This is a genomic window from Alcaligenes sp. LTN-3, from assembly GCF_059735605.1.
Genome location: NZ_JCAPDN010000002.1, coordinates 278483 through 294757 on the forward strand (window position 1 = coordinate 278483; position 16275 = coordinate 294757).

At 67.5% G+C, this 16275-nt stretch carries 23 protein-coding genes; 7 read left to right on the top strand and 16 right to left on the bottom strand.

What is annotated here, in order from left to right; genetic code table 11:
• Positions 1–58: 58 nt before the first annotated feature.
• The 4 genes from AC6I6N_RS09540 to AC6I6N_RS09555 are packed head-to-tail and all read right to left on the bottom strand — an operon-like array spanning position 59 to position 2299.
• A complete protein-coding gene (locus AC6I6N_RS09540; RefSeq protein WP_029578107.1) occupies positions 59–817 on the bottom strand; it encodes a sulfite exporter TauE/SafE family protein in 759 nt (252 codons plus the stop codon).
• Positions 818–829: 12 nt separating this feature from the next.
• Positions 830–1465: a LysE family translocator gene (locus tag AC6I6N_RS09545; protein ID WP_497943464.1), complete on the bottom strand. Its 636-nt coding sequence runs from the start codon at positions 1463–1465 to the stop codon at positions 830–832.
• Between the two features lie 13 nt (positions 1466–1478).
• Entirely contained in the window at positions 1479–1685 is a 207-nt protein-coding gene (locus tag AC6I6N_RS09550; RefSeq protein ID WP_043172047.1) for a DUF1737 domain-containing protein, read from the bottom strand.
• Positions 1686–1687: 2 nt separating this feature from the next.
• Positions 1688–2299, bottom strand: coding sequence for an RBBP9/YdeN family alpha/beta hydrolase (locus AC6I6N_RS09555; protein ID WP_447721811.1), 612 nt, complete (start codon positions 2297–2299; stop codon positions 1688–1690).
• Positions 2300–2406: 107 nt separating this feature from the next.
• On the opposite strand from AC6I6N_RS09555, the gene AC6I6N_RS09560 reads away from it, so the two are divergent.
• A complete protein-coding gene (locus tag AC6I6N_RS09560; RefSeq protein ID WP_497943465.1) occupies positions 2407–3144 on the top strand; it encodes a LysE family translocator in 738 nt (245 codons plus the stop codon).
• 61 nt (positions 3145–3205) lie between these two features.
• Positions 3206–4093 (top strand): PhzF family phenazine biosynthesis protein, encoded by an 888-nt coding sequence (locus AC6I6N_RS09565; protein WP_134552533.1) that lies wholly within the window; start codon positions 3206–3208, stop codon positions 4091–4093.
• Positions 4094–4196: 103 nt separating this feature from the next.
• On the opposite strand, the gene AC6I6N_RS09570 is transcribed toward AC6I6N_RS09565, so the two are convergent.
• Genes AC6I6N_RS09570 through AC6I6N_RS09590 form a run of 5 tightly spaced genes read right to left on the bottom strand, consistent with a single transcriptional unit; the run spans position 4197 to position 7771 of the window.
• Positions 4197–5105, bottom strand: a complete 909-nt coding sequence (locus AC6I6N_RS09570) for a LysR family transcriptional regulator (RefSeq protein WP_029578113.1) — start codon at positions 5103–5105, stop codon at positions 4197–4199.
• Between the two features lie 37 nt (positions 5106–5142).
• Positions 5143–5418, bottom strand: coding sequence for a hypothetical protein (locus tag AC6I6N_RS09575; RefSeq protein WP_024889575.1), 276 nt, complete (start codon positions 5416–5418; stop codon positions 5143–5145).
• Positions 5415–6257, bottom strand: a complete 843-nt coding sequence (locus tag AC6I6N_RS09580) for a PfkB family carbohydrate kinase (protein WP_497943466.1) — start codon at positions 6255–6257, stop codon at positions 5415–5417. The genes AC6I6N_RS09575 and AC6I6N_RS09580 overlap by 4 nt, the downstream gene beginning before the upstream one ends.
• Complete coding sequence (locus AC6I6N_RS09585) at positions 6258–6971, bottom strand: glutamine amidotransferase (protein ID WP_124086416.1); 714 nt, start codon at positions 6969–6971, stop codon at positions 6258–6260.
• Positions 6968–7771: a YggS family pyridoxal phosphate-dependent enzyme gene (locus AC6I6N_RS09590; protein ID WP_052151667.1), complete on the bottom strand. Its 804-nt coding sequence runs from the start codon at positions 7769–7771 to the stop codon at positions 6968–6970. Before AC6I6N_RS09590 ends, AC6I6N_RS09585 begins: the two co-directional genes overlap by 4 nt.
• A gap of 70 nt (positions 7772–7841) precedes the next feature.
• Here AC6I6N_RS09590 and ptsJ point away from each other — a divergent pair, with 70 nt between their 5' ends.
• Positions 7842–9143, top strand: a complete 1302-nt coding sequence (gene ptsJ, locus AC6I6N_RS09595) for a MocR-like B6 salvage transcription factor PtsJ (protein WP_497943467.1) — start codon at positions 7842–7844, stop codon at positions 9141–9143.
• Between the two features lie 65 nt (positions 9144–9208).
• Here ptsJ and ilvE read toward each other — a convergent pair whose 3' ends face one another.
• Positions 9209–10186: a branched-chain-amino-acid transaminase gene (gene ilvE, locus AC6I6N_RS09600; protein WP_009463302.1), complete on the bottom strand. Its 978-nt coding sequence runs from the start codon at positions 10184–10186 to the stop codon at positions 9209–9211.
• 181 nt (positions 10187–10367) lie between these two features.
• Here ilvE and AC6I6N_RS09605 point away from each other — a divergent pair, with 181 nt between their 5' ends.
• The 4 genes from AC6I6N_RS09605 to AC6I6N_RS09620 are packed head-to-tail and all read left to right on the top strand — an operon-like array spanning position 10368 to position 13085.
• On the top strand, positions 10368–11282 hold the full coding sequence (locus AC6I6N_RS09605; RefSeq protein ID WP_029578117.1) for a LysR substrate-binding domain-containing protein: 915 nt from the start codon (positions 10368–10370) through the stop codon (positions 11280–11282).
• Between the two features lie 6 nt (positions 11283–11288).
• Positions 11289–11792, top strand: coding sequence for a GNAT family N-acetyltransferase (locus AC6I6N_RS09610; RefSeq protein WP_279870834.1), 504 nt, complete (start codon positions 11289–11291; stop codon positions 11790–11792).
• 4 nt (positions 11793–11796) lie between these two features.
• Positions 11797–12381, top strand: a complete 585-nt coding sequence (locus AC6I6N_RS09615; protein WP_279870833.1) for a peroxiredoxin — start codon at positions 11797–11799, stop codon at positions 12379–12381.
• The gene (locus AC6I6N_RS09620; protein WP_279870832.1) at positions 12378–13085 is read left to right on the top strand and encodes an AraC family transcriptional regulator; all 708 of its coding nucleotides are present in this window, start codon (positions 12378–12380) and stop codon (positions 13083–13085) included. Before AC6I6N_RS09615 ends, AC6I6N_RS09620 begins: the two co-directional genes overlap by 4 nt.
• Here AC6I6N_RS09620 and AC6I6N_RS09625 read toward each other — a convergent pair.
• The 6 genes from AC6I6N_RS09625 to AC6I6N_RS09650 form a co-directional block, all read right to left on the bottom strand.
• Positions 13037–13432 (bottom strand): VOC family protein, encoded by a 396-nt coding sequence (locus AC6I6N_RS09625; RefSeq protein ID WP_279870831.1) that lies wholly within the window; start codon positions 13430–13432, stop codon positions 13037–13039. The two genes, AC6I6N_RS09620 and AC6I6N_RS09625, sit on opposite strands and share 49 nt — an antisense overlap.
• 191 nt (positions 13433–13623) lie before the next feature.
• Positions 13624–14586 (bottom strand): alpha/beta hydrolase family protein, encoded by a 963-nt coding sequence (locus AC6I6N_RS09630; RefSeq protein WP_279870830.1) that lies wholly within the window; start codon positions 14584–14586, stop codon positions 13624–13626.
• Positions 14579–14878 (bottom strand): DUF1330 domain-containing protein, encoded by a 300-nt coding sequence (locus AC6I6N_RS09635; RefSeq protein ID WP_024889585.1) that lies wholly within the window; start codon positions 14876–14878, stop codon positions 14579–14581. The genes AC6I6N_RS09630 and AC6I6N_RS09635 overlap by 8 nt, the downstream gene beginning before the upstream one ends.
• The gene (locus AC6I6N_RS09640) at positions 14875–15276 is read right to left on the bottom strand and encodes a cupin domain-containing protein (protein ID WP_279870829.1); all 402 of its coding nucleotides are present in this window, start codon (positions 15274–15276) and stop codon (positions 14875–14877) included. The genes AC6I6N_RS09635 and AC6I6N_RS09640 overlap by 4 nt, the downstream gene beginning before the upstream one ends.
• A complete protein-coding gene (locus AC6I6N_RS09645; RefSeq protein WP_279870828.1) occupies positions 15273–15665 on the bottom strand; it encodes a nuclear transport factor 2 family protein in 393 nt (130 codons plus the stop codon). The genes AC6I6N_RS09640 and AC6I6N_RS09645 overlap by 4 nt, the downstream gene beginning before the upstream one ends.
• 4 nt (positions 15666–15669) lie before the next feature.
• A complete protein-coding gene (locus tag AC6I6N_RS09650; protein ID WP_320524247.1) occupies positions 15670–16263 on the bottom strand; it encodes a LysE family translocator in 594 nt (197 codons plus the stop codon).
• Positions 16264–16275 lie beyond the last annotated feature (12 nt).

The window sequence follows — 16275 nt, forward strand, 5'->3', positions numbered from 1 at the left end:
CCGGGGAGCGCCGTGCTAGCACAGGCGTGGGCGTCGCGCGCCCGCTGCAAGCGATCCATCATGCGCCCGCCTTCAGCCCGAAGTACGCAGAGAGCGCCAGGCCGGTCGCCACGATCGTCCAACGCAGCGCCAGCGGCGGAATCCAGCGCGCCAACCGCGCGCCGGCATAGCCCCCCAAGATCGCGCCCAGCAGGACCGCACTGCCTTGCGCCCAAGCGATGGACCCGGTGGCGACGAAAAGCATCACCGCGGCACTGGTCACGACGGTAGCCATCGCATTCTTGACGGCGTTGGCCTCCTGGACATCGCGCACACCCAGCAAGGTCAGGATCGCCATCAGCATGATGCCCAGGCCGGCGCCGAAGTAGCCGCCATAGAGTGCGGTCAGGAACTCCGCCCCCGCAGCCGCCAGGTGCGGCACCTGACCGCGAGCATGCCGCTCGATGGCCTGGCGCAGCCAGGGTCCCAGGGCGAACAGCACTGTCGCGACGAGGATCAGCCACGGCACCAGACGGCTGAACTGTGCATCTCCGGTGAACACCAACAGTGTGGCGCCCACCAGCGAACCGGCACCGACCACGGGCAGGCTGCGCCGCAACGCGGCGCGGTGGCGCCCGAGTTCGCTGCGATAGCCGAGCAGGCTGCTCGCATGCCCCGGCCAGATCGACACCGCGCTGGTGGCGTTGGCCACCACGGGTGGTACGCCGGCAGCCAGCAGCGCGGGAAAGGTGAAGAATGTGCCGCCGCCGGCCACCGCATTGCAGATGCCGCCGATCATGCCAGCACCGGCCAGCAGCAGGAAGGTTCCGATGTCCATGCCGCTCGCACCTCAGCTCGTCGGCCTGGACAGGGCCAGACGCAGGCCAAACCCCATCAGCGCCAGGCCAGTTAGCGCATCGAGCGAGCGCATCACCGTGGGCCGGCGCAGCCAGCGTGCCAGGGGCCGCGTGGCCAGCACCAGTGCGGCGAACCAGAGCAGTCCCATCGCGGCGTGGATGCCGGCCAACAGCACGCTGAACCCGACCACCGGCACGTCGGCGGGAACGAACTGTGGCAGGAGGCTCACGTAGAACACCCCGACCTTGGGATTGAGCAGATTCGTCAGCAGACCGCGCAGGAACCAGCGCTCGCCACTCACGAGCGGCGGATCGTCTGCGGGCAGCGTCGGCCGGCTCTTGAGCGCGCCAGAGAACAGCTTCCAGCCGAGCCAGAGCAGATAGGCCGCGCCCGCGATCTGCAGCAGGGTGTAGGCGAGTCGGGAGACCGCGAGCACCGCGCCGAGCCCGAGGGCCGCGATCAGCCCCCAGATCAGCACGCCGGTCACGATGCCGCCGCCCGCCCTCATCGCCTTGCGCCCCCCTTCCACAGCCGCCGTGCGAAGTACCAGCGCCGTGTCCAGGCCGGGGGTCAAGGTGAGCAGCAGCGCCGTCAGCGTGAAGCCCAGGATCGCGGTCGATACATCCATTGGGGGATCTCCGTCAGAGCACAGACAAGTCCAGCGACTCGCTGTACGTCGTCGATTCGATGGTCTTGACGATGGCCTGGCCGCAGATCACTGCGCCACGCGCCGGGTCGTAGGTCAGGCTCGGCTCGCCATACAGCGCCCAGCCGCTGTTCAGGGCCGCGGTGACGCGGTGGCAGAACGCCGCGTCGTCGATGCCGGTCAGGTAGCGGTACGCGCGCATGCTCATGCTCCCGGTCGATTCGATGCCGGCATCTGGACGCGCAGCCCCGCTCCGAATGCCTGCAGCAGATGCCAGCCGGTGTCCCAGTCGCCCACGCCGCTGGCGGCATTGATATGCCCGAGGGCGCCGACTTCCACGCATCCCGCTGCCCAGTCCATGGCCATGCGCCGGGCGTGCTGCAGCGAGCCATAGGGGTCGTCGCTGCTGGCGACCACCAGCGCGGGAAACGGCATGGGGTCGGTCGGTGGCGGGCCGAACTCGCTCGCCTCGCCCGGAAATGCCGGTGCGCCGGGGTCCGGGACGGCAACGAGGAAGGCGCCCCGGACCTGGGCGATCCGATGCTGGATGTCTTCCCCGATTCCCGGCCGCGATGCCCAGTGCGCGACGAGCAGGCACGACAGGCTGTGCGCGACCAGGACGACGGGCGCGGCGCACTCGTCGATGGCCGCATCGAGTGCCTGCAGCCAGTCGGCCAGGTCCGGCCTGTCCCAGTCGGCAGGCTGGAATCGCCGGCCATGCTCCTGGCGCGACGCCCAGCGCGTCTGCCAATGCTCCGGCCCGGAGTTGCCGATACCGGGAAGCATCAAGAGGCGAACGGTCTGAAGGTGGCTCATGGTGGCGTGCGCGGATATCCGGAGTGACGTTGTCTGGCTGGAAACCTTAAGACCGATGTGTCGAATTGCCGAGTGAGAAGGTCTCAGCAAGCGTCGAGAAAAGCTCAATGGTCAGCTCGAATGGCCTTGGCTATCGTCGAAGTGCACTTCCTTCACAACCGACGAAGAAGCTCACCGAGTTCGCCATGTTCGATATCCCGCTCCTGATTTCCTACGTCCTGGCGGCCTGGCTGTCCATCCTTACGCCCGGCCCGGCCATCCTGCTGGCGATGCGCAATGGCGCTCGCCAGGGCGTGGTCGCGAGCCTGTGGTCGACGCTGGGCAACATGTTGGGGTTGCTCGTGGTTTCCGCGGCGGCCGCGTGGGGCGTCGGCCTGTTCCTGCTTGCCTCCGCTCACGCGATGACCGCACTGCGGCTGGCCGGCGCCGCCTATCTGGCGTACCTCGGTCTTCGCCTGCTTGTGCAGGGCAGACACACGCGGTCGCCGGACGCCGATGCTCATGACGCAGGGCCGGTGCAGGCCTTCGCGCTGGCGAAGGAAGGATTCCTGGTGGCGACATCCAATCCGAAGTCGATCCTCTTCTTCACCGCCTTCTTCCCCCAGTTCATCCGGGCCGACCAGGCGCTCATCCCTCAGTTCATGGGCCTGACCGCGATCTTCGTGATCCTCAGCGGCGCCACCTTGACCGGCTATGCCGCCATTGCAAGCCGGGCGCGGGGAGCATTGGGCACTTCCGTCTGGCGCCAGCGCTGCACGCGCCTGGCGGGCATCGGCTTCCTCGGATTCGCCGCATGGATTCTTTTGTGGAGGCCGTCGAGCGGCGCCAAGGCCCTGGCCGCATGATTCGTCCCCGGCCACGCGCACGCAACCGAGCACAGGCGGTGCGACCGAACCTGGAGAAGCGATGAACAAATCCTTCCTGCAAGTCGATGTGTTCACGAGCCAGCCGCTCAGGGGCAACCCGGCTGCCGTCGTGTTCGATGCCGACGACCTCGATGCGCGGACCATGCAGCGGATCGCGCGCGAGATGAACCTGTCCGAGACGGTCTTCGTGCTGGCCCCGGAATCGCCCGACACCGACTATCGGGTGCGCATCTTCACGCCCTCCAGCGAGCTGCCGTTCGCGGGGCACCCCACCATCGCCACTGCGAGCGCGGTGCGTGCGCACCGTGGCGATCTGGTCGATGCAAGTCTGCTGCGGCAGGCCTGCGGCATCGGCATCGTGCCTGTCGAAGTCGTTCCGACCGAGGGCTCGCCGATCTACTGGATGACCCAGGCCAGCCCGCAGTTCCGCAACACGGCCATCGGTCCTGGGGAAATGTCGGCCCTGCTGGGCTGCGATGCGAACATGCTGGCCGCGATGCCGGTAGAAGTCGTCTCCACCGGCATCCCGTGGCTGATCGCCGAGCTGCGCAGCGTCGCCGCCCTGGCGTCGCTGCGTCCCAACCTGCCTCGCATCGCCGAACGCTGCCGCGCATCGGGTGCCGTCGGCGTGACCGTCTTTGCCGAGCACGAGGCCGACGCGCCGGTACGCTTGCGCCTGCGCACGTTTGCGCCAGGCGAAGGCGTGGCCGAGGACCCCGTCTGCGGGTCTGGAAACGGGTGTGTCGCGGCATTCCTGGCAAGGCACCGGCACGCATCGGCTCTCCAGGGTGGCTACCTTGCGGAGCAAGGCATCGAGATGGGACGCGATGGCCTGATCCACGTCGAATGGACCCGAAACGGCGACGAATTGACGGTGCGCGTCGGTGGCCAGGCCGTGACCGTCGCCAGCGGCACCCTGCATCTGTAGACGCGGCGGCACGTTCAGCCGCTCGGTCGCCCATGGCTTGCCATGGCACCTGCGCGGCGTCCCCGACGAAGGTCTGCGCTGCGAGGAACGCGGTTGCCCAGGGCTAGATCGGATCGACGGCGGGACTGTCGTCGCGCGAGAGCATGGCGCGTTCGATGAAGTGCTGCAGCGGTTCCGAGGGCTCACTGTCCGGCCGCAACAAGTAGGTGGTCATGCATGCCGACGGGTCCGACAGGGGCCGCGCAATGACCTCGGGATGACGGCAGACCGAAATCTGCGCCGCCGTGGCGAAACCCAGTCCGTAGCCCGCGGCCACCAGCGTCAGCATCAATTCCAGTGTCGCGACCCGCTCTGCGATCCGGGGCTGGATGGCGGCCGTCCGGAGCAGCCGTTTGATCTGCCGGTACGCACCCTCGCAGGTTTCCGGGTGGCACTTGATCAGGGGATAGCGCAGCAGTTCATCCAGAGGGACCTGCCTGAAGGCCAGCAAAGGATGGCGCGTCGGAATGGCCACCAGGATGGGATCGGACCAGACCGCCTCGCACAGGATGCCCTCTCCAGCCTCGTCAGACTGCGCAAACCCGGCATCGAAAGTGTCGTCGCGCAACCCGCGCACTTGCGATGCGAGCGGCGTCTCGAACAGGCGGATTTCCACATCGGGCTCCTCCTCCCGGCACAGGGCCAGGAGTGCCGCGAGGCGTGTCTGCGCGATACCGTCCGACAGCGCGAGGCGCAGCATGCCGCGATAGCCCGTGGCGGCGGCCCGGACGTTGGTTCGTGCCTGTTCCAGCACCGCGAACACGCGGCGGGCATCTTCCAGCAGGACCTGGCCCGCCCAGGTGAGCTGGGTGCCGCGCCGATTGCGCTCGAACAGCGTGGCGCCGAGGTCAGACTCCAGCTCCCGGATGGTGCGCGACAGCGGAGACTGCTCGATATGGAGCCGCACCGCCGCACGCGTGAAGTGCAGTTCCTCGGCCACTGCCACGAAACAGCGCAGGTGTCGCAGCTCCATCGCGCCACCTACGCGTACATGAGGCCGGGAGCTTGATTCACGCGAGCGGCTCCTCGGGCGCCGTGCCAGACAGCAGCGCCGTGATCGGCAAGGGTTGGAACAAGAGCTCGCGGCCGAGGACCTTCAGGCCGCCAGGACCGCTTTCGAGCAATCGGCGCTCTTCGCGCGCGACGAACAGTTCGGTGCGATAGCCATCGCATTCGGGAAGTCGCTGTAGCAGGTCGCGGATCGCGTCGCCCGCCCAGGGCGTTTCGCTGTCGAACTGACCCAGCAGCCGGCTATGCCGGGAAATCACGAGGCGGTAGGCATTCATGGCCGGACGCTCCCGGCCATAGCGTGGATGGCCATTTCCTCCCAGCCCAGGCGCCGGGTGCGGGTCAGTTGCTCGGCGGTTTCGCCGCAGGCGCGCTCGACGGCCTGAGGCATCTCTATGCCAAGCAGGCAATGGCCGGTCAGGCGCGCGGCGAAGTAGTCGCCGGCCCCTTTCACCACGCAGGGCACGCGGGGATGCTCGAAGAGGCGCGATACCCCCTCTCGCGTCTCCAGCAGCGTCTGGACGACGGCGCTTTTAGGATCATCCTGGACACTGGTCACCACCACCCATTGGGTGGGGCCGCGCAACAGCGCACGGGCAGCCTCGCGGCAATCCGCCAGACCCTGCAGCGTTCTGCCGGTGACCTGTTCCAGCTCGAACCGATTGGGGACGAGGCCGTGGGCTTCTGGAATCAGCAGCGTGCGCCAGGCCTCGGCCATGCCAGCCGCCGCATACACGCCTTGGTCGTAGTCGCCAATGACCGGAACCAGGTGCAGGCGCAGTTGCGGGTGGCGCTCGCGCATCGTCGACCACCAGGATGCGAGGATCCGTGCCTGCGACGGCGCGCCGAGGAAGCCGACCTGCACAACGCGAGCGCACGCGGGGATGCCGCGCGCCTCCAGGTCATCCAACCAGCCAGCGAACCACGCGTCGGGCACCGCACCGCCATGGACCGAGGGATAGTGCGGGGTGTTGCTGAGCAGCGCGGTCGGCACCGCGGTCGTAAGCAGCCCGCAGGCTTCCAACGCGGGAATCGCCGCGTTGTTGCCGACCCGCCCGTAGACCACCTGGGACTGGATGCTGATGACATCGATGGGCACAGGTTGGGTCACCGTCATTCAGGACGCCCCCCCCGTGTCCTGCTGCCGGTCCAGCCACGCGCCGATCGTGCGGTGGGCCGCAGCCTTCAGCGTTGCCCCATGCCGCTCGGCATCCGCGCGCAGCGTGCGCGGATCGACGCCGGCCTGGCCCAGCTCGCAGCAATGGCCGACCAGCCAGCGTTCGATTCGGCTGGCATCGGCTTCCAGGTGGAACTGCAGACCCAGCACCCGGTTGCCGACCGCGTAGGCCTGCTGCACGCAGCTTTCGGTGCTCGCCAGCAGTTCACTGCCCTCAGGCAGCTCGAAGCGGTCGCCGTGCCAATGCAGCACCGGCACGCCGGCCAGCGGTGCCAGCACCGAGCGGCGGCCCGCATCCGTCAGCGTCAGCGCGCCGAAGCCGATCTCCTTGAAGCCCATGGGGGCGACGGCGGCGCCGAGCAGGCGCGCGATCAATTGCGCGCCCAAACAAATGCCGAGCAGCGGCCGGCCGCTGGCCAAGCGCCGTTCGAGCAGACGCAGTTCGTCGGCAAGAAAGGGATAGGCCCGCTCGTCGAAGGCGCCGATCGGCCCACCCAGTGCAATGAGAAGATCGCTTGCCGCGGCCTCCTCACCGGCCAGGTCGTCCGTCGCGGGGTCGAGGTAGCGCACGTCGAATCCACGCTCGCGCAGCAGCGGTTCGAGCGTGCCGAGGTCTTCGAAATGGATGTGGCGCAGGGCCAGGGCGGTCTTCATGCGGTCTGCTCCGATGCGGTCGATGTCGCAGCCCGGTCGTCGTCGGGCCAGTAATGGCTGTCCGGCGTCGCGCGAGCGCCAAAGATGGCCTGGCCGACGCGCACGACGGTGGCGCCTTCCTCAATGGCCAGCTCGAAGTCGCCGGACATCCCCATCGACAGTTCGTCCATGCCGATGCCCGCCGGCGCCTCCTGGCGCAGCCGATCACGCAGTTCGCGCAACAGCACGAAGCAGGGACGGACCCGCGCCGGATCGGCCGACAGCAGCGCCAGTGTCATCAGGCCTCGCACGCGCAGGGCGGAGAAGCCCGGCAGCGCCCGGACGAAGCCGGCCACCTCGGAAGGCGGCAAGCCGAACTTGCTGGCCTCGCCCGAGGTGTTGACCTGCACGAACACATCCAGTGCGCGCCCTTCGGCTTGCAGGCGACGGTCCAGCGCCTCCGCCACACGCAGGCTGTCCAGGGCCTGGAACTCGCTGGCGAAGCGTGCCACGACCTTGGCCTTGTTGGTCTGCAGGTGGCCGATGACCGACCAGCGCAGGTCGGCGAGATCCACCATCGCTTCGGCCTTGCGCTGCGCCTCCTGCACCTTGTTCTCACCCAGGTCGCGGCAGCCGGCGGCGTAAGCCAGACGGATGCGCTCCTCCGGCACGGTCTTGCTGACCGGCAGCAGGCGCACATCGGACGGATCGCGTCCCGCGCGGGAGCAGGCATCGGCGATGCGCCGATGCACCGCCGCCAGATTGCGCCGAAAGTCCTCGACGCTGTGTGCGGTGGGCCAGGGATGCGTCTGCGCGTTCATGGACAAGGGGTTCTCCGTGCTGCTAACATTGTCATAGGACAAAATATACATTGTCACGGGACAAACGGGAATGGCAGAAAAGACCGCATCGGACATCTTTGAGCGCATTCGCCGCGAGGCACATGCGGGCCAGCTTGCCGCGGGCCAGACACTGCCGTCCGTGCGCGAGATGGCCGATCAACTGGGCGTCAACCGCAACACGGTCGCCGCTGCGTACCGGAAGCTGGTGGCCGCAGGCATTGCCGAGACGCTGGGGCGCAACGGAACGGTGATCCGGCCAGCGGCGCGTCTCGGTGAGCAGGAGGGCCTGCAGCCCGGCTCGGCGCTGGCGGATCTGGCCAGCGGCAATCCGGACCCGGCCTGGCTGCCCGATCCATTGCAGGCGCTGGCAGCCAGCGGCTACCGGCCCGCGCTGTATGGCCAGCCTGTACTCGACCCAGCACTCGAACGGCTGGCGCGGCAGTGGTTCGGAGTGGATCTCCGGGAGCGTGACGGTCTGGTGCTGGCGCATGGTGCGGTCGATGCGATCGAGCGTCTGTTGGCTGCCTACCTCGTCGCCGGCGACAAGGTGGCGGTGGAGGACCCGTGCTTCCTCGGCAGCCTCAACATCCTGCACAGCACGGGCCTGGCAGCGGTGCCCGTGGCCATGGATGCGCACGGCATGCGCCCGCAGGCGCTGGAAGCGGCGCTGGCCAATGGCGCCCAGGCGGTGCTGTGCACACCAAGGGCGCAAAACCCCACCGGCTGCGGCCTGAGCGAGCAGCGCGCCCGCGAACTGCGCCGCGTGCTCGCCCGCCATCCGCACGTGCTGGTGATCGAGGACGACCACTTCGCCTTGCTGGCCGAGACGCCGTACTTCTCCATCGCGCCCGCGGCCACCACGCGGCGGGCGCTGGTGCGCTCCGTGTCCAAGGGCTTCGGCCCGGATCTGCGGCTGGCCTTCATCGCTACCGATGCGGGGACCGCCGCAAGGCTCGGCATGCGACTGGCTCCCGGCACGACCTGGGTCAGCCACCTGCTGCAGGCGGCCGTGCGCGGCCTGCTCGGATCCGACGCGGCCACGGCGCGCCTGCATGCGGCCAAGACCGCCTACGCCGCGCGTCGCAAGGCCCTGATCGATGCGCTCGGCGCCGTGGGCATCGCCGCCAGGCAGCCCTGCGACGGGTTCAATGTGTGGATTCCGTTGCCGGAAGACCGTGACGTTCACCGCACCGCGCAAAGCCTCGCACGCTGCGGCTGGGCCGTGCGAACCGGCGATGCCTTCGCGATCGCGCCCGCGGCCCCCGCGCTGCGAGTCACGGTCTCGACGCTCGAACCCGGGGACGCGGTGCGTTTTGCCGCGCAACTGCGCGACTGTCTGGGGCGTGTATGAAGCCAGTCTGCATGGCATCGTGCCTGTCCTCTCGCGGGTCCGTCTGCGTACCGGTCCATGGCGCGCTACGGCGCCTGCAAGGCGGAGGCGACGCGAGCGGGCCACGGGCGCCGTTCCAACAAGCCGGTCTCCCGTTCCCGCAGCGTCCGGCCGACCTGGCTCGCCTCGGTCACGGACGCGCGAAAGTCCCGGATCAGTTGTCGCGTCACCGGCCCCACGGGCCATTCGGTGGTCGCCGCGTCCTCGACCAGCGCCACCACCGGCTGCAGTTCGACCGAGGTGCCGGCGGTGAATACCTCGGAGGCGGCGCGCAGTTCGTCCAGCGTCACGGTCCGCTCCTCGACCCGCAGCCCGCGCTGGCGCGCCAGTCCCATCACGTGCCGCTTGGTGATGCCGTCGAGGAAGCAGGTCGGCAATGGGGTCACCAGCACCCCGTCATGGACCATCAACAGGTTGGTTGCCGTGGTCTCGGCGACCCGGCCTTCGCTGTCGAGCAGCAGTGCGTCGTCGCAGCCCGCCGCTGCGGCGGCATGGCGCGCAAGGGTACCGATCATGTACAGCCCCGAGCACTTGGCCGCGGTGGGTGCGGTGTCAGGACGGGGACGCCGCCAACTCGCCAGCTGCAGCCGGATGCCTTCCTCGGCGCGGCCCTGGGACGCCGCCGTGGGCCAGTCCCAGGCCGCGATCGCCACGTGGATGCGGGCGCGCGGCGAAGCGATGGAAACACTCTCCGCGCCGCGCCAGGCCACCGGGCGGATGTAGGCGTCGTCGAGCTGGTTGGCCCACAGCACCGCCTCGATGGCCTGTGTCAGTTCGCCTTGCGACCACGGCAGGTGGTAGTCCAGCAGCGCGGCGGACTGCTGGAAGCGTTCCAGGTGAGGCGCATTGAGGAAGACATGACCGCCATAGGCGCGCATGCCCTCGAAGACGGCCCCGCCCATATGCAGCGCATGCGTGAGCACGTGCAGGCGCGCCTCGCGCCAGGGCAGCAGCTCGCCATCGAGCCAGATCAGGCCATCGCGATCGTCAAGGGAATTGAGCATGGTGCGCACCGCTGTACAGGTTGTCGATGGCGTCAGTGTGCGGCCGGTTCGCCGTCGGCACGAGTGAGCAAATCTCAGACGATGCTGAGTTTTGGTCCTCGTGTCGGCGAGCGTGGAGACGACGATTTCCGGTTTAATGAGTCCATGAACGACCAATGACTTCCAGGAGGGTGAATCCCCCATGCGCATCCCTGTCCCGTTGAATGCCTTGCGCGCCTTCGAGGCTGCGGCGCGCCATCTCTCGATCAAGGACGCGGCCCTGGAACTGGCGGTCACCCCCTCGGCGGTCAGCCACCAGTTGCGCACGCTGGAGGACATGCTCGGCGTCGAACTGCTGCGCCGCATCGGTACGCGGCTGGAATTGACCAGCGCCGGCCGCCGGCTGGCACCTAGCCTCAACGAGGGTTTCGCCCTGATCGCCGAGGGCGTGAGCAGCTTGCGCGAGGAGCGGCGCGACGGGCCCCTGCGCGTGAACATGCTGCCGACCTTCGCGACCAACTGGCTGTCGCCCCGCCTGAGCCTGTATCCGTTCGAGCGGCGCGGCTTCTCGCTGGACATCTCCACCACGCAGGACGACGTGGATCTGGCCGCCGGCGTGGCCGATGCCGGCATCTGGTATGGCGACGGCCAGTGGGCCGGCCTGCAGGCCGACCTGTTGTTCGAGGCCACCATCGATCTGTACGCGCGCCCGGGCTTTGCCACCGGCTCGCGCCGGGAACGCCTCAAGCAGGTCGCGCGCGCCAACCTGTTCGTTTCGCGGCATTGCCTCACTTGGCAGCGCTGGATGGACAGCCTGCCCGGCGGGCCGTTCGAGCCGGCTGTCGTGACCCGCGTGGATTCGGGCGGCCTGACGATGCAGGCGGCCGCCGATGGGGCTGGCGTGTCGATCGCCGTCTGCGAACTGGCCGAGAGTGCCGTCCGGCTCGGACGCCTGGCCTCGGTCTTCGACCACCCCGTGAGCGCGGGTGTCGGCTTTTGGCTCGTCTATCCCGAGGCGCTATCCGAGGATCGACGGCTGGATAACCTGCGCGGCTGGCTGCGCGAGCAATGTCAGTCGGAAAGCGGAACTCGGAACCCAGAAGCGCGGACAGCATAGACACGTATGAATACCGCATATCCGAAAGACCAGAAAGCACCGCCGGATGACGATGTGACGCTTCGACGGCTCGTTGCCCATGACGCCGTTGCGCTTGCCTCCCTGCTGGCCGCCTATGGCGACGAGATGCGCCACGGGCAAGGCGCCGGGGCGAATGCACTGGCCCGTGCCGATGCCTTGATCGCCGATCCGATCGCGGAAGTGCTGGGTGGCTTTCTCGGCGACGAACTCGTCGCCTTCGCAGTGTTCTTCGATCTGCCCGAGGCGATCTCCGGAGGGCGGTCGGGCCAGCTCGACGACCTGTACGTCCTGCCCGCCGCGCGCGGGAAACGACTCGCGCAGCGGCTCATCACGGCCATCGCCGATACCGGGCGATCACGCGCCTGGATTCATCTGCGCTGGCTGGTCCCCGAAGACAACCCCGATGCCATCCGGGCCTACACGCGCTTCGCCGAACCCGCCGGCTGGAAGAGCTACGTGCTTTGGCTGGCCGGTAACGAGCGGTGGTAAAGCCATGAACAACCTGCAACAGGTCGATTGGTCGCGTCTTCCGCAGCCGGAGGATGATGGAGGGGCTCGCCACCTGAAGGGCATGCGCCTGCCCACGCTTGAACTGGCATCGACGGATGGTGGCCGTATCGATCCTTCGCGCCTGCGCGGACGCACGGTGCTTTATCTCTTCCCGATGACGGGCCGGCCGGATGTCGCACTGCCTCCAGGCTGGGACGAGATTCCAGGAGCACGGGGCTGCACCCCGCAATCCTGTGCCTTCAGGGATCATTTCGCCGAACTGAAGTCCTTGGGCGTCGCCCAGTTGCTCGGCGTGTCCACGCAGGACACCGCGTACCAATGCGAGGCGGTGGCGCGCCTGCACCTGCCTTTTCCCTTGCTGTCCGACCATCGCCTTTCATTCGCAACCGCGCTCGGTCTGCCGGTCTTCGAGGTGCAAGGCCTGACGCTGCTCAAGCGGCTGACCCTGATTGCGCACGATGGCGTGATCGAGCATGTGTTCTATCCGGTGTTCCCGCCGGACCGGAATGCCGACGATGTCATCGAGTGGCTCAAAGGCCATCATGCCAATCAATCCGGCAAACCATGAATATCGGATCATTCGGCGGTTCCTGGAGTGAATTTCCCGACATGCAAGACATTGCCAGCTTCCACCGCTGGGTTTACCCGGTGAACAGGGCCAAGCGCTATCTGGTGCTGCCCGACGGATGCCAAGACGTACTGTGCATCCGCCATGCGGATGGCTTGGTTCAGATCATGTCAACCGGGTTTGATGTTCGGCCTCGGCTGGTCGATCTGCTTCCCGGCACCACGATCACAGGCTATAGGTTGCGCCCGGGCGCGGGCGTGAGCGCGCCTGCCATGCAGGCGATTGCCGCAGACCATGATCGAATCGGGGAAATTCTCGACGAGCAGTGCGAAGCCTGGACGCATCTGGACGAGGCCATCCTGGCGCTCAGTTTTCCGGGTGCAACGGTTGGCGCCGCCTGCCGCAGCATTGGCATTTCCATCCGAACGATGCAAAGAGTCTTTCTGGGCAGAAGACTCCCACCGCCGGACTACTGGCGGCTCTTGGGACGAGCGCGCCGGGCAACCGGACTGCTTTCGTCAGGTGAACCTCTTGCCGAAATAGCCAGCATATGTGGCTTCAGCGACCAAGCCCACATGACCCGCGAACTTGTCCGCTGGTTCGGCCATTCTCCGGCGCAGTTGCGCAGGCAAGCCGACGTCCTTGAGCGCCTGCGTCAACCCGGGCTGGGCAACTGGGCGGGCGAACAAATCTCCACCAGATAACCGTCGATATCGGTGACGTAACACGTCGTCTGCCCCCAAGGTTCACTTCTAACCTCCTGCACAGGTTGTGCGCCTGCGGCTAAGGCACGCGTATAGGCCGCATATACGTCTTCCGTTTCAAAGGCGATCTCGAATACCGGGGTTTCGGGTGCGGGCTTGCCGGGTGTCTTGCCCAGAGTTCGCATTAATTTGACGGAAGAAAAAGCCAGCTTGGTTGCCCCCGTGACAAGTTCACCATAGTCCCCCGACTCGTGCAGAAAACCCCTCTCCATGGCAAAAGCACGTTCGTAAAAGGCCAGCGAGGCGGCTACGTCTTCGACGTAGAGAATCGTGTATCTGAAAATCATCTCAGCTCTCCAAGTTAGATGGAGAGATGGATTCTGGGCCAGGCTTCATCCCCTGTATTGAATGATCGCGACAGGTGCATGCCAGTGAGCACCCCACGATCACGTTCAGTCAAGCCGCAGAATCGCTACTGATGTGATCTTGATCGGCCAGCGCTTCCGCTTCAGTCGTGGTGAATGGGCCTCATCCACAGTCATGCCGTACCTCTCGCTGCCCGAGGATTGTCCGCAGGTCGATGCTTCAGTGCGCCGAGGGGGCGGGTCGGTGGCTCGCCGGTGCGCAACCAGTCCAGCGCCAGGGGCCACAGCGCCTCGCGGAAGCGCTCGTGGAAGAAGGCAAAATGGCCGATTTCGGCCTGCCCGATGGCCGCGGGAGCCAAGCGCAGGTGATGGCGCTCGCTGCCGGTGTAGTAATCCAGCAGGCGGTCCAGCGCCGGTACCGTGCCGAATGGATCGTCCTCGATGCCCAGCGCCAGGATCGGTGCGCGCACCTGGCCGAAGCGCCGTGCCAGCATTTCGGCTTCGGGCTCGCCTTCCAGTGTCTCCCGGCCTCGGCGCACCGTGCCCTCGAAGCGGGGACCCATGCGTGCCCAGTCCAGCGCCACGCCCTTGGGCGTGTCCTCCATCCATCCCAGGCGCTTGGCCGGCACGTAGCCAAGCACCCGCGCCAGCAGCGGCATGGCCACGTGCCAGCGCAGGAACATGGCGCGGCGCGCGGCGGGCGCATAGTCGCGCCAGTAGGCGTACTGCGCCCCCATGGTGAAGATACGCCGCACGCGGTGTGCGGACGCGGCCAGCCCGATCACGAAGCCCCCAGCGGAGTGGCCGACCACGTCGATCGGCTGGCTGGGGAATCGCCAGGCGAGGTACTGCAGCACACCCTCGAAATCGTGCTGCCCCCAGTCGATCCAGTCGGCCTGCAGCCGACGCAGCCCACGGTGTCGCGATTCGCCGATGCCGCGGTAGTCGTAGGTCACCACGTCCCATCCGTGGCTGTGGAGCCAGTCGGCAAAGCGCCCGTAGTACCGGCAGCGCACCGAGGTGGCAGCGTTGATGACCGCGACCGGATGCGGGCGTCGTGGATCGCAGGGGCGGCGCCAGGCGAATCCACCCAGTGCATAGCCGTCGGCGGCGCGAATGTCGATGGGCTCAGTCATTCACAGCGAGACCCTGGACCAGCAGCACCACGGCCTGCGCGCCGGCCATGCGATCCTGGGCAATGCGTTGGTACTCGTCCGATTCCGCCCAGTCATGGAAGGCGGCTTCGTCGGGAAAGGACATGAGCACGAGCTTCTGGTGCGGCCAGGTGCCTTCGATGGTGCGAGGCTGCTCGTCCGCGGCCAGCAGACGTCCCCGGTGGTGTCGGAACACCTCCATGAAGCGCGCCTGGTAGCGGTCGTAGGCGGTCCGGTCGTGGATGGTGAGTTGGGCAATGGCGAAAACGGTCATGATGCAGGCTCCGAGTCGCGATGGCGATCCGGTTCGGCGGCCGAGGTCGATTCGATGCGGTCGCCCTGCGTGCTGGGGCTGGAGAACACCAGAAAATTCACGTCCTCGTCGCCACCATTGGCGGCGATGTGGCGAGTGCCGGCCGGGACATGCACGCCTTGACGGGCTGCCAGCAGCACGTCCTGGTCGGGCGTGCTCAGGCGCAGGTGGCCACTGAGCACGTAGAAGAACTGGTGCGCCCTGGCGTGCCAGTGGGGTGCTTCGGCGCCGCCTGCGGGCATCCACTCCTGCCGCACCTGCATGTGTTGCAGTTCCAGCAGTCGCCAGCCCAGGCAGACCCCGCCCCAGTCATAGCGGTTGCCGTCGTCGGTCTGGACGGCGCGCAGCAGTGCCGTCATGGCGTGCCCTCCTCGGCAGGGACGCCGTGCAGGGCCTCGCCATGGACCTGCCGCCCGCTCTCGAAGCGCATGATCTCGCACATGCGCGTGCGCTTGCCGTCGGCCTGCGCCACGTAATGGACGACGACGGTCTGCGCCTCGACATCGCAGATCGCCGAGATGAGTTCGAACCGCAGGTCCGGCCTGTCGGCGAGCGCGGCCAGCCAGTAGCGGCGCAGCGCGTCCTTGCCCTGTACCCGCGTGCCACCGGTATAGGGCTGCGCCAGCGCGCTCACGAACAGAGCATCGTCGGCATAGGCCGCCAGCACCGCCGGCACGTCGCGCCGGTTCCAGTCGTCGATCCAGGCCAGCGCATGGGCCCGGAGTTGATCATGGGAGAGTGTCGTCATGGCATCAGATCCAGAAGAGAAGAACGGTCAGGGCGGCCAGGGCCGCCATTGCACGGTTGATCGCGCGAGCAACGGCGCGGTCGCGCAGCCAGGGCCGCAGGCCAGCGCCGAAGGCGGCCCAGACCAGCATGCAGGGCAGTCCGATGGCGGCGAACACCAGGCTGACCACCAGCAGGCGCAGCGCGTAGCCTTCGCCCGGCGGCAGGAAGGTGGACACCACTGTCACCGAGATCAGCCAGGCCTTCGGATTGACGAACTGGAAGGCCAACGCCTGCATGAAGCCGATGGGCCGGCCGGCTTCGGTCTCCTCCAGTTCGGCCGCGCGCCACAGGCGCGCGGCCAGCCAGAGCAGGTAGAGGCTGCCCACGACCTTCAATGCGACCTGCAGGCGAGGTTCGAGGGCAAACACCGCACCGAGGCCGGCGCCGGTGATCCCGAGCTGCACCATCACGCCCGCGGGGATGCCCAGCAGGTGCGGCCAGGTTCGGCCCAGGCCGAAGAGCAGGCCCGAGGACATCAGCATCACGTTGTTGGGACCGGGCGTGATCGACATGACGAAGGCGTAGACGATCAGCGCCACGAAGGCAGTGTGTTCCATGGGAATTCGCTG

Coding starts and splice junctions, on each gene's coding strand:
- AC6I6N_RS09540 (WP_029578107.1), bottom strand. CDS start 817: ATGGACATCGGAACCTTCCTGCTGCTGGCCGGTGCTGGCATGATCGGC.
- AC6I6N_RS09545 (WP_497943464.1), bottom strand. CDS start 1,465: ATGGATGTATCGACCGCGATCCTGGGCTTCACGCTGACGGCGCTGCTG.
- AC6I6N_RS09550 (WP_043172047.1), bottom strand. CDS start 1,685: ATGCGCGCGTACCGCTACCTGACCGGCATCGACGACGCGGCGTTCTGC.
- AC6I6N_RS09555 (WP_447721811.1), bottom strand. CDS start 2,299: ATGAGCCACCTTCAGACCGTTCGCCTCTTGATGCTTCCCGGTATCGGC.
- AC6I6N_RS09560 (WP_497943465.1), top strand. CDS start 2,407: ATGGTCAGCTCGAATGGCCTTGGCTATCGTCGAAGTGCACTTCCTTCA.
- AC6I6N_RS09565 (WP_134552533.1), top strand. CDS start 3,206: ATGAACAAATCCTTCCTGCAAGTCGATGTGTTCACGAGCCAGCCGCTC.
- AC6I6N_RS09570 (WP_029578113.1), bottom strand. CDS start 5,105: ATGGAGCTGCGACACCTGCGCTGTTTCGTGGCAGTGGCCGAGGAACTG.
- AC6I6N_RS09575 (WP_024889575.1), bottom strand. CDS start 5,418: ATGAATGCCTACCGCCTCGTGATTTCCCGGCATAGCCGGCTGCTGGGT.
- AC6I6N_RS09580 (WP_497943466.1), bottom strand. CDS start 6,257: ATGACGGTGACCCAACCTGTGCCCATCGATGTCATCAGCATCCAGTCC.
- AC6I6N_RS09585 (WP_124086416.1), bottom strand. CDS start 6,971: ATGAAGACCGCCCTGGCCCTGCGCCACATCCATTTCGAAGACCTCGGC.
- AC6I6N_RS09590 (WP_052151667.1), bottom strand. CDS start 7,771: ATGAACGCGCAGACGCATCCCTGGCCCACCGCACACAGCGTCGAGGAC.
- ptsJ (WP_497943467.1), top strand. CDS start 7,842: ATGGCAGAAAAGACCGCATCGGACATCTTTGAGCGCATTCGCCGCGAG.
- ilvE (WP_009463302.1), bottom strand. CDS start 10,186: ATGCTCAATTCCCTTGACGATCGCGATGGCCTGATCTGGCTCGATGGC.
- AC6I6N_RS09605 (WP_029578117.1), top strand. CDS start 10,368: ATGCGCATCCCTGTCCCGTTGAATGCCTTGCGCGCCTTCGAGGCTGCG.
- AC6I6N_RS09610 (WP_279870834.1), top strand. CDS start 11,289: ATGAATACCGCATATCCGAAAGACCAGAAAGCACCGCCGGATGACGAT.
- AC6I6N_RS09615 (WP_279870833.1), top strand. CDS start 11,797: ATGAACAACCTGCAACAGGTCGATTGGTCGCGTCTTCCGCAGCCGGAG.
- AC6I6N_RS09620 (WP_279870832.1), top strand. CDS start 12,378: ATGAATATCGGATCATTCGGCGGTTCCTGGAGTGAATTTCCCGACATG.
- AC6I6N_RS09625 (WP_279870831.1), bottom strand. CDS start 13,432: ATGATTTTCAGATACACGATTCTCTACGTCGAAGACGTAGCCGCCTCG.
- AC6I6N_RS09630 (WP_279870830.1), bottom strand. CDS start 14,586: ATGACTGAGCCCATCGACATTCGCGCCGCCGACGGCTATGCACTGGGT.
- AC6I6N_RS09635 (WP_024889585.1), bottom strand. CDS start 14,878: ATGACCGTTTTCGCCATTGCCCAACTCACCATCCACGACCGGACCGCC.
- AC6I6N_RS09640 (WP_279870829.1), bottom strand. CDS start 15,276: ATGACGGCACTGCTGCGCGCCGTCCAGACCGACGACGGCAACCGCTAT.
- AC6I6N_RS09645 (WP_279870828.1), bottom strand. CDS start 15,665: ATGACGACACTCTCCCATGATCAACTCCGGGCCCATGCGCTGGCCTGG.
- AC6I6N_RS09650 (WP_320524247.1), bottom strand. CDS start 16,263: ATGGAACACACTGCCTTCGTGGCGCTGATCGTCTACGCCTTCGTCATG.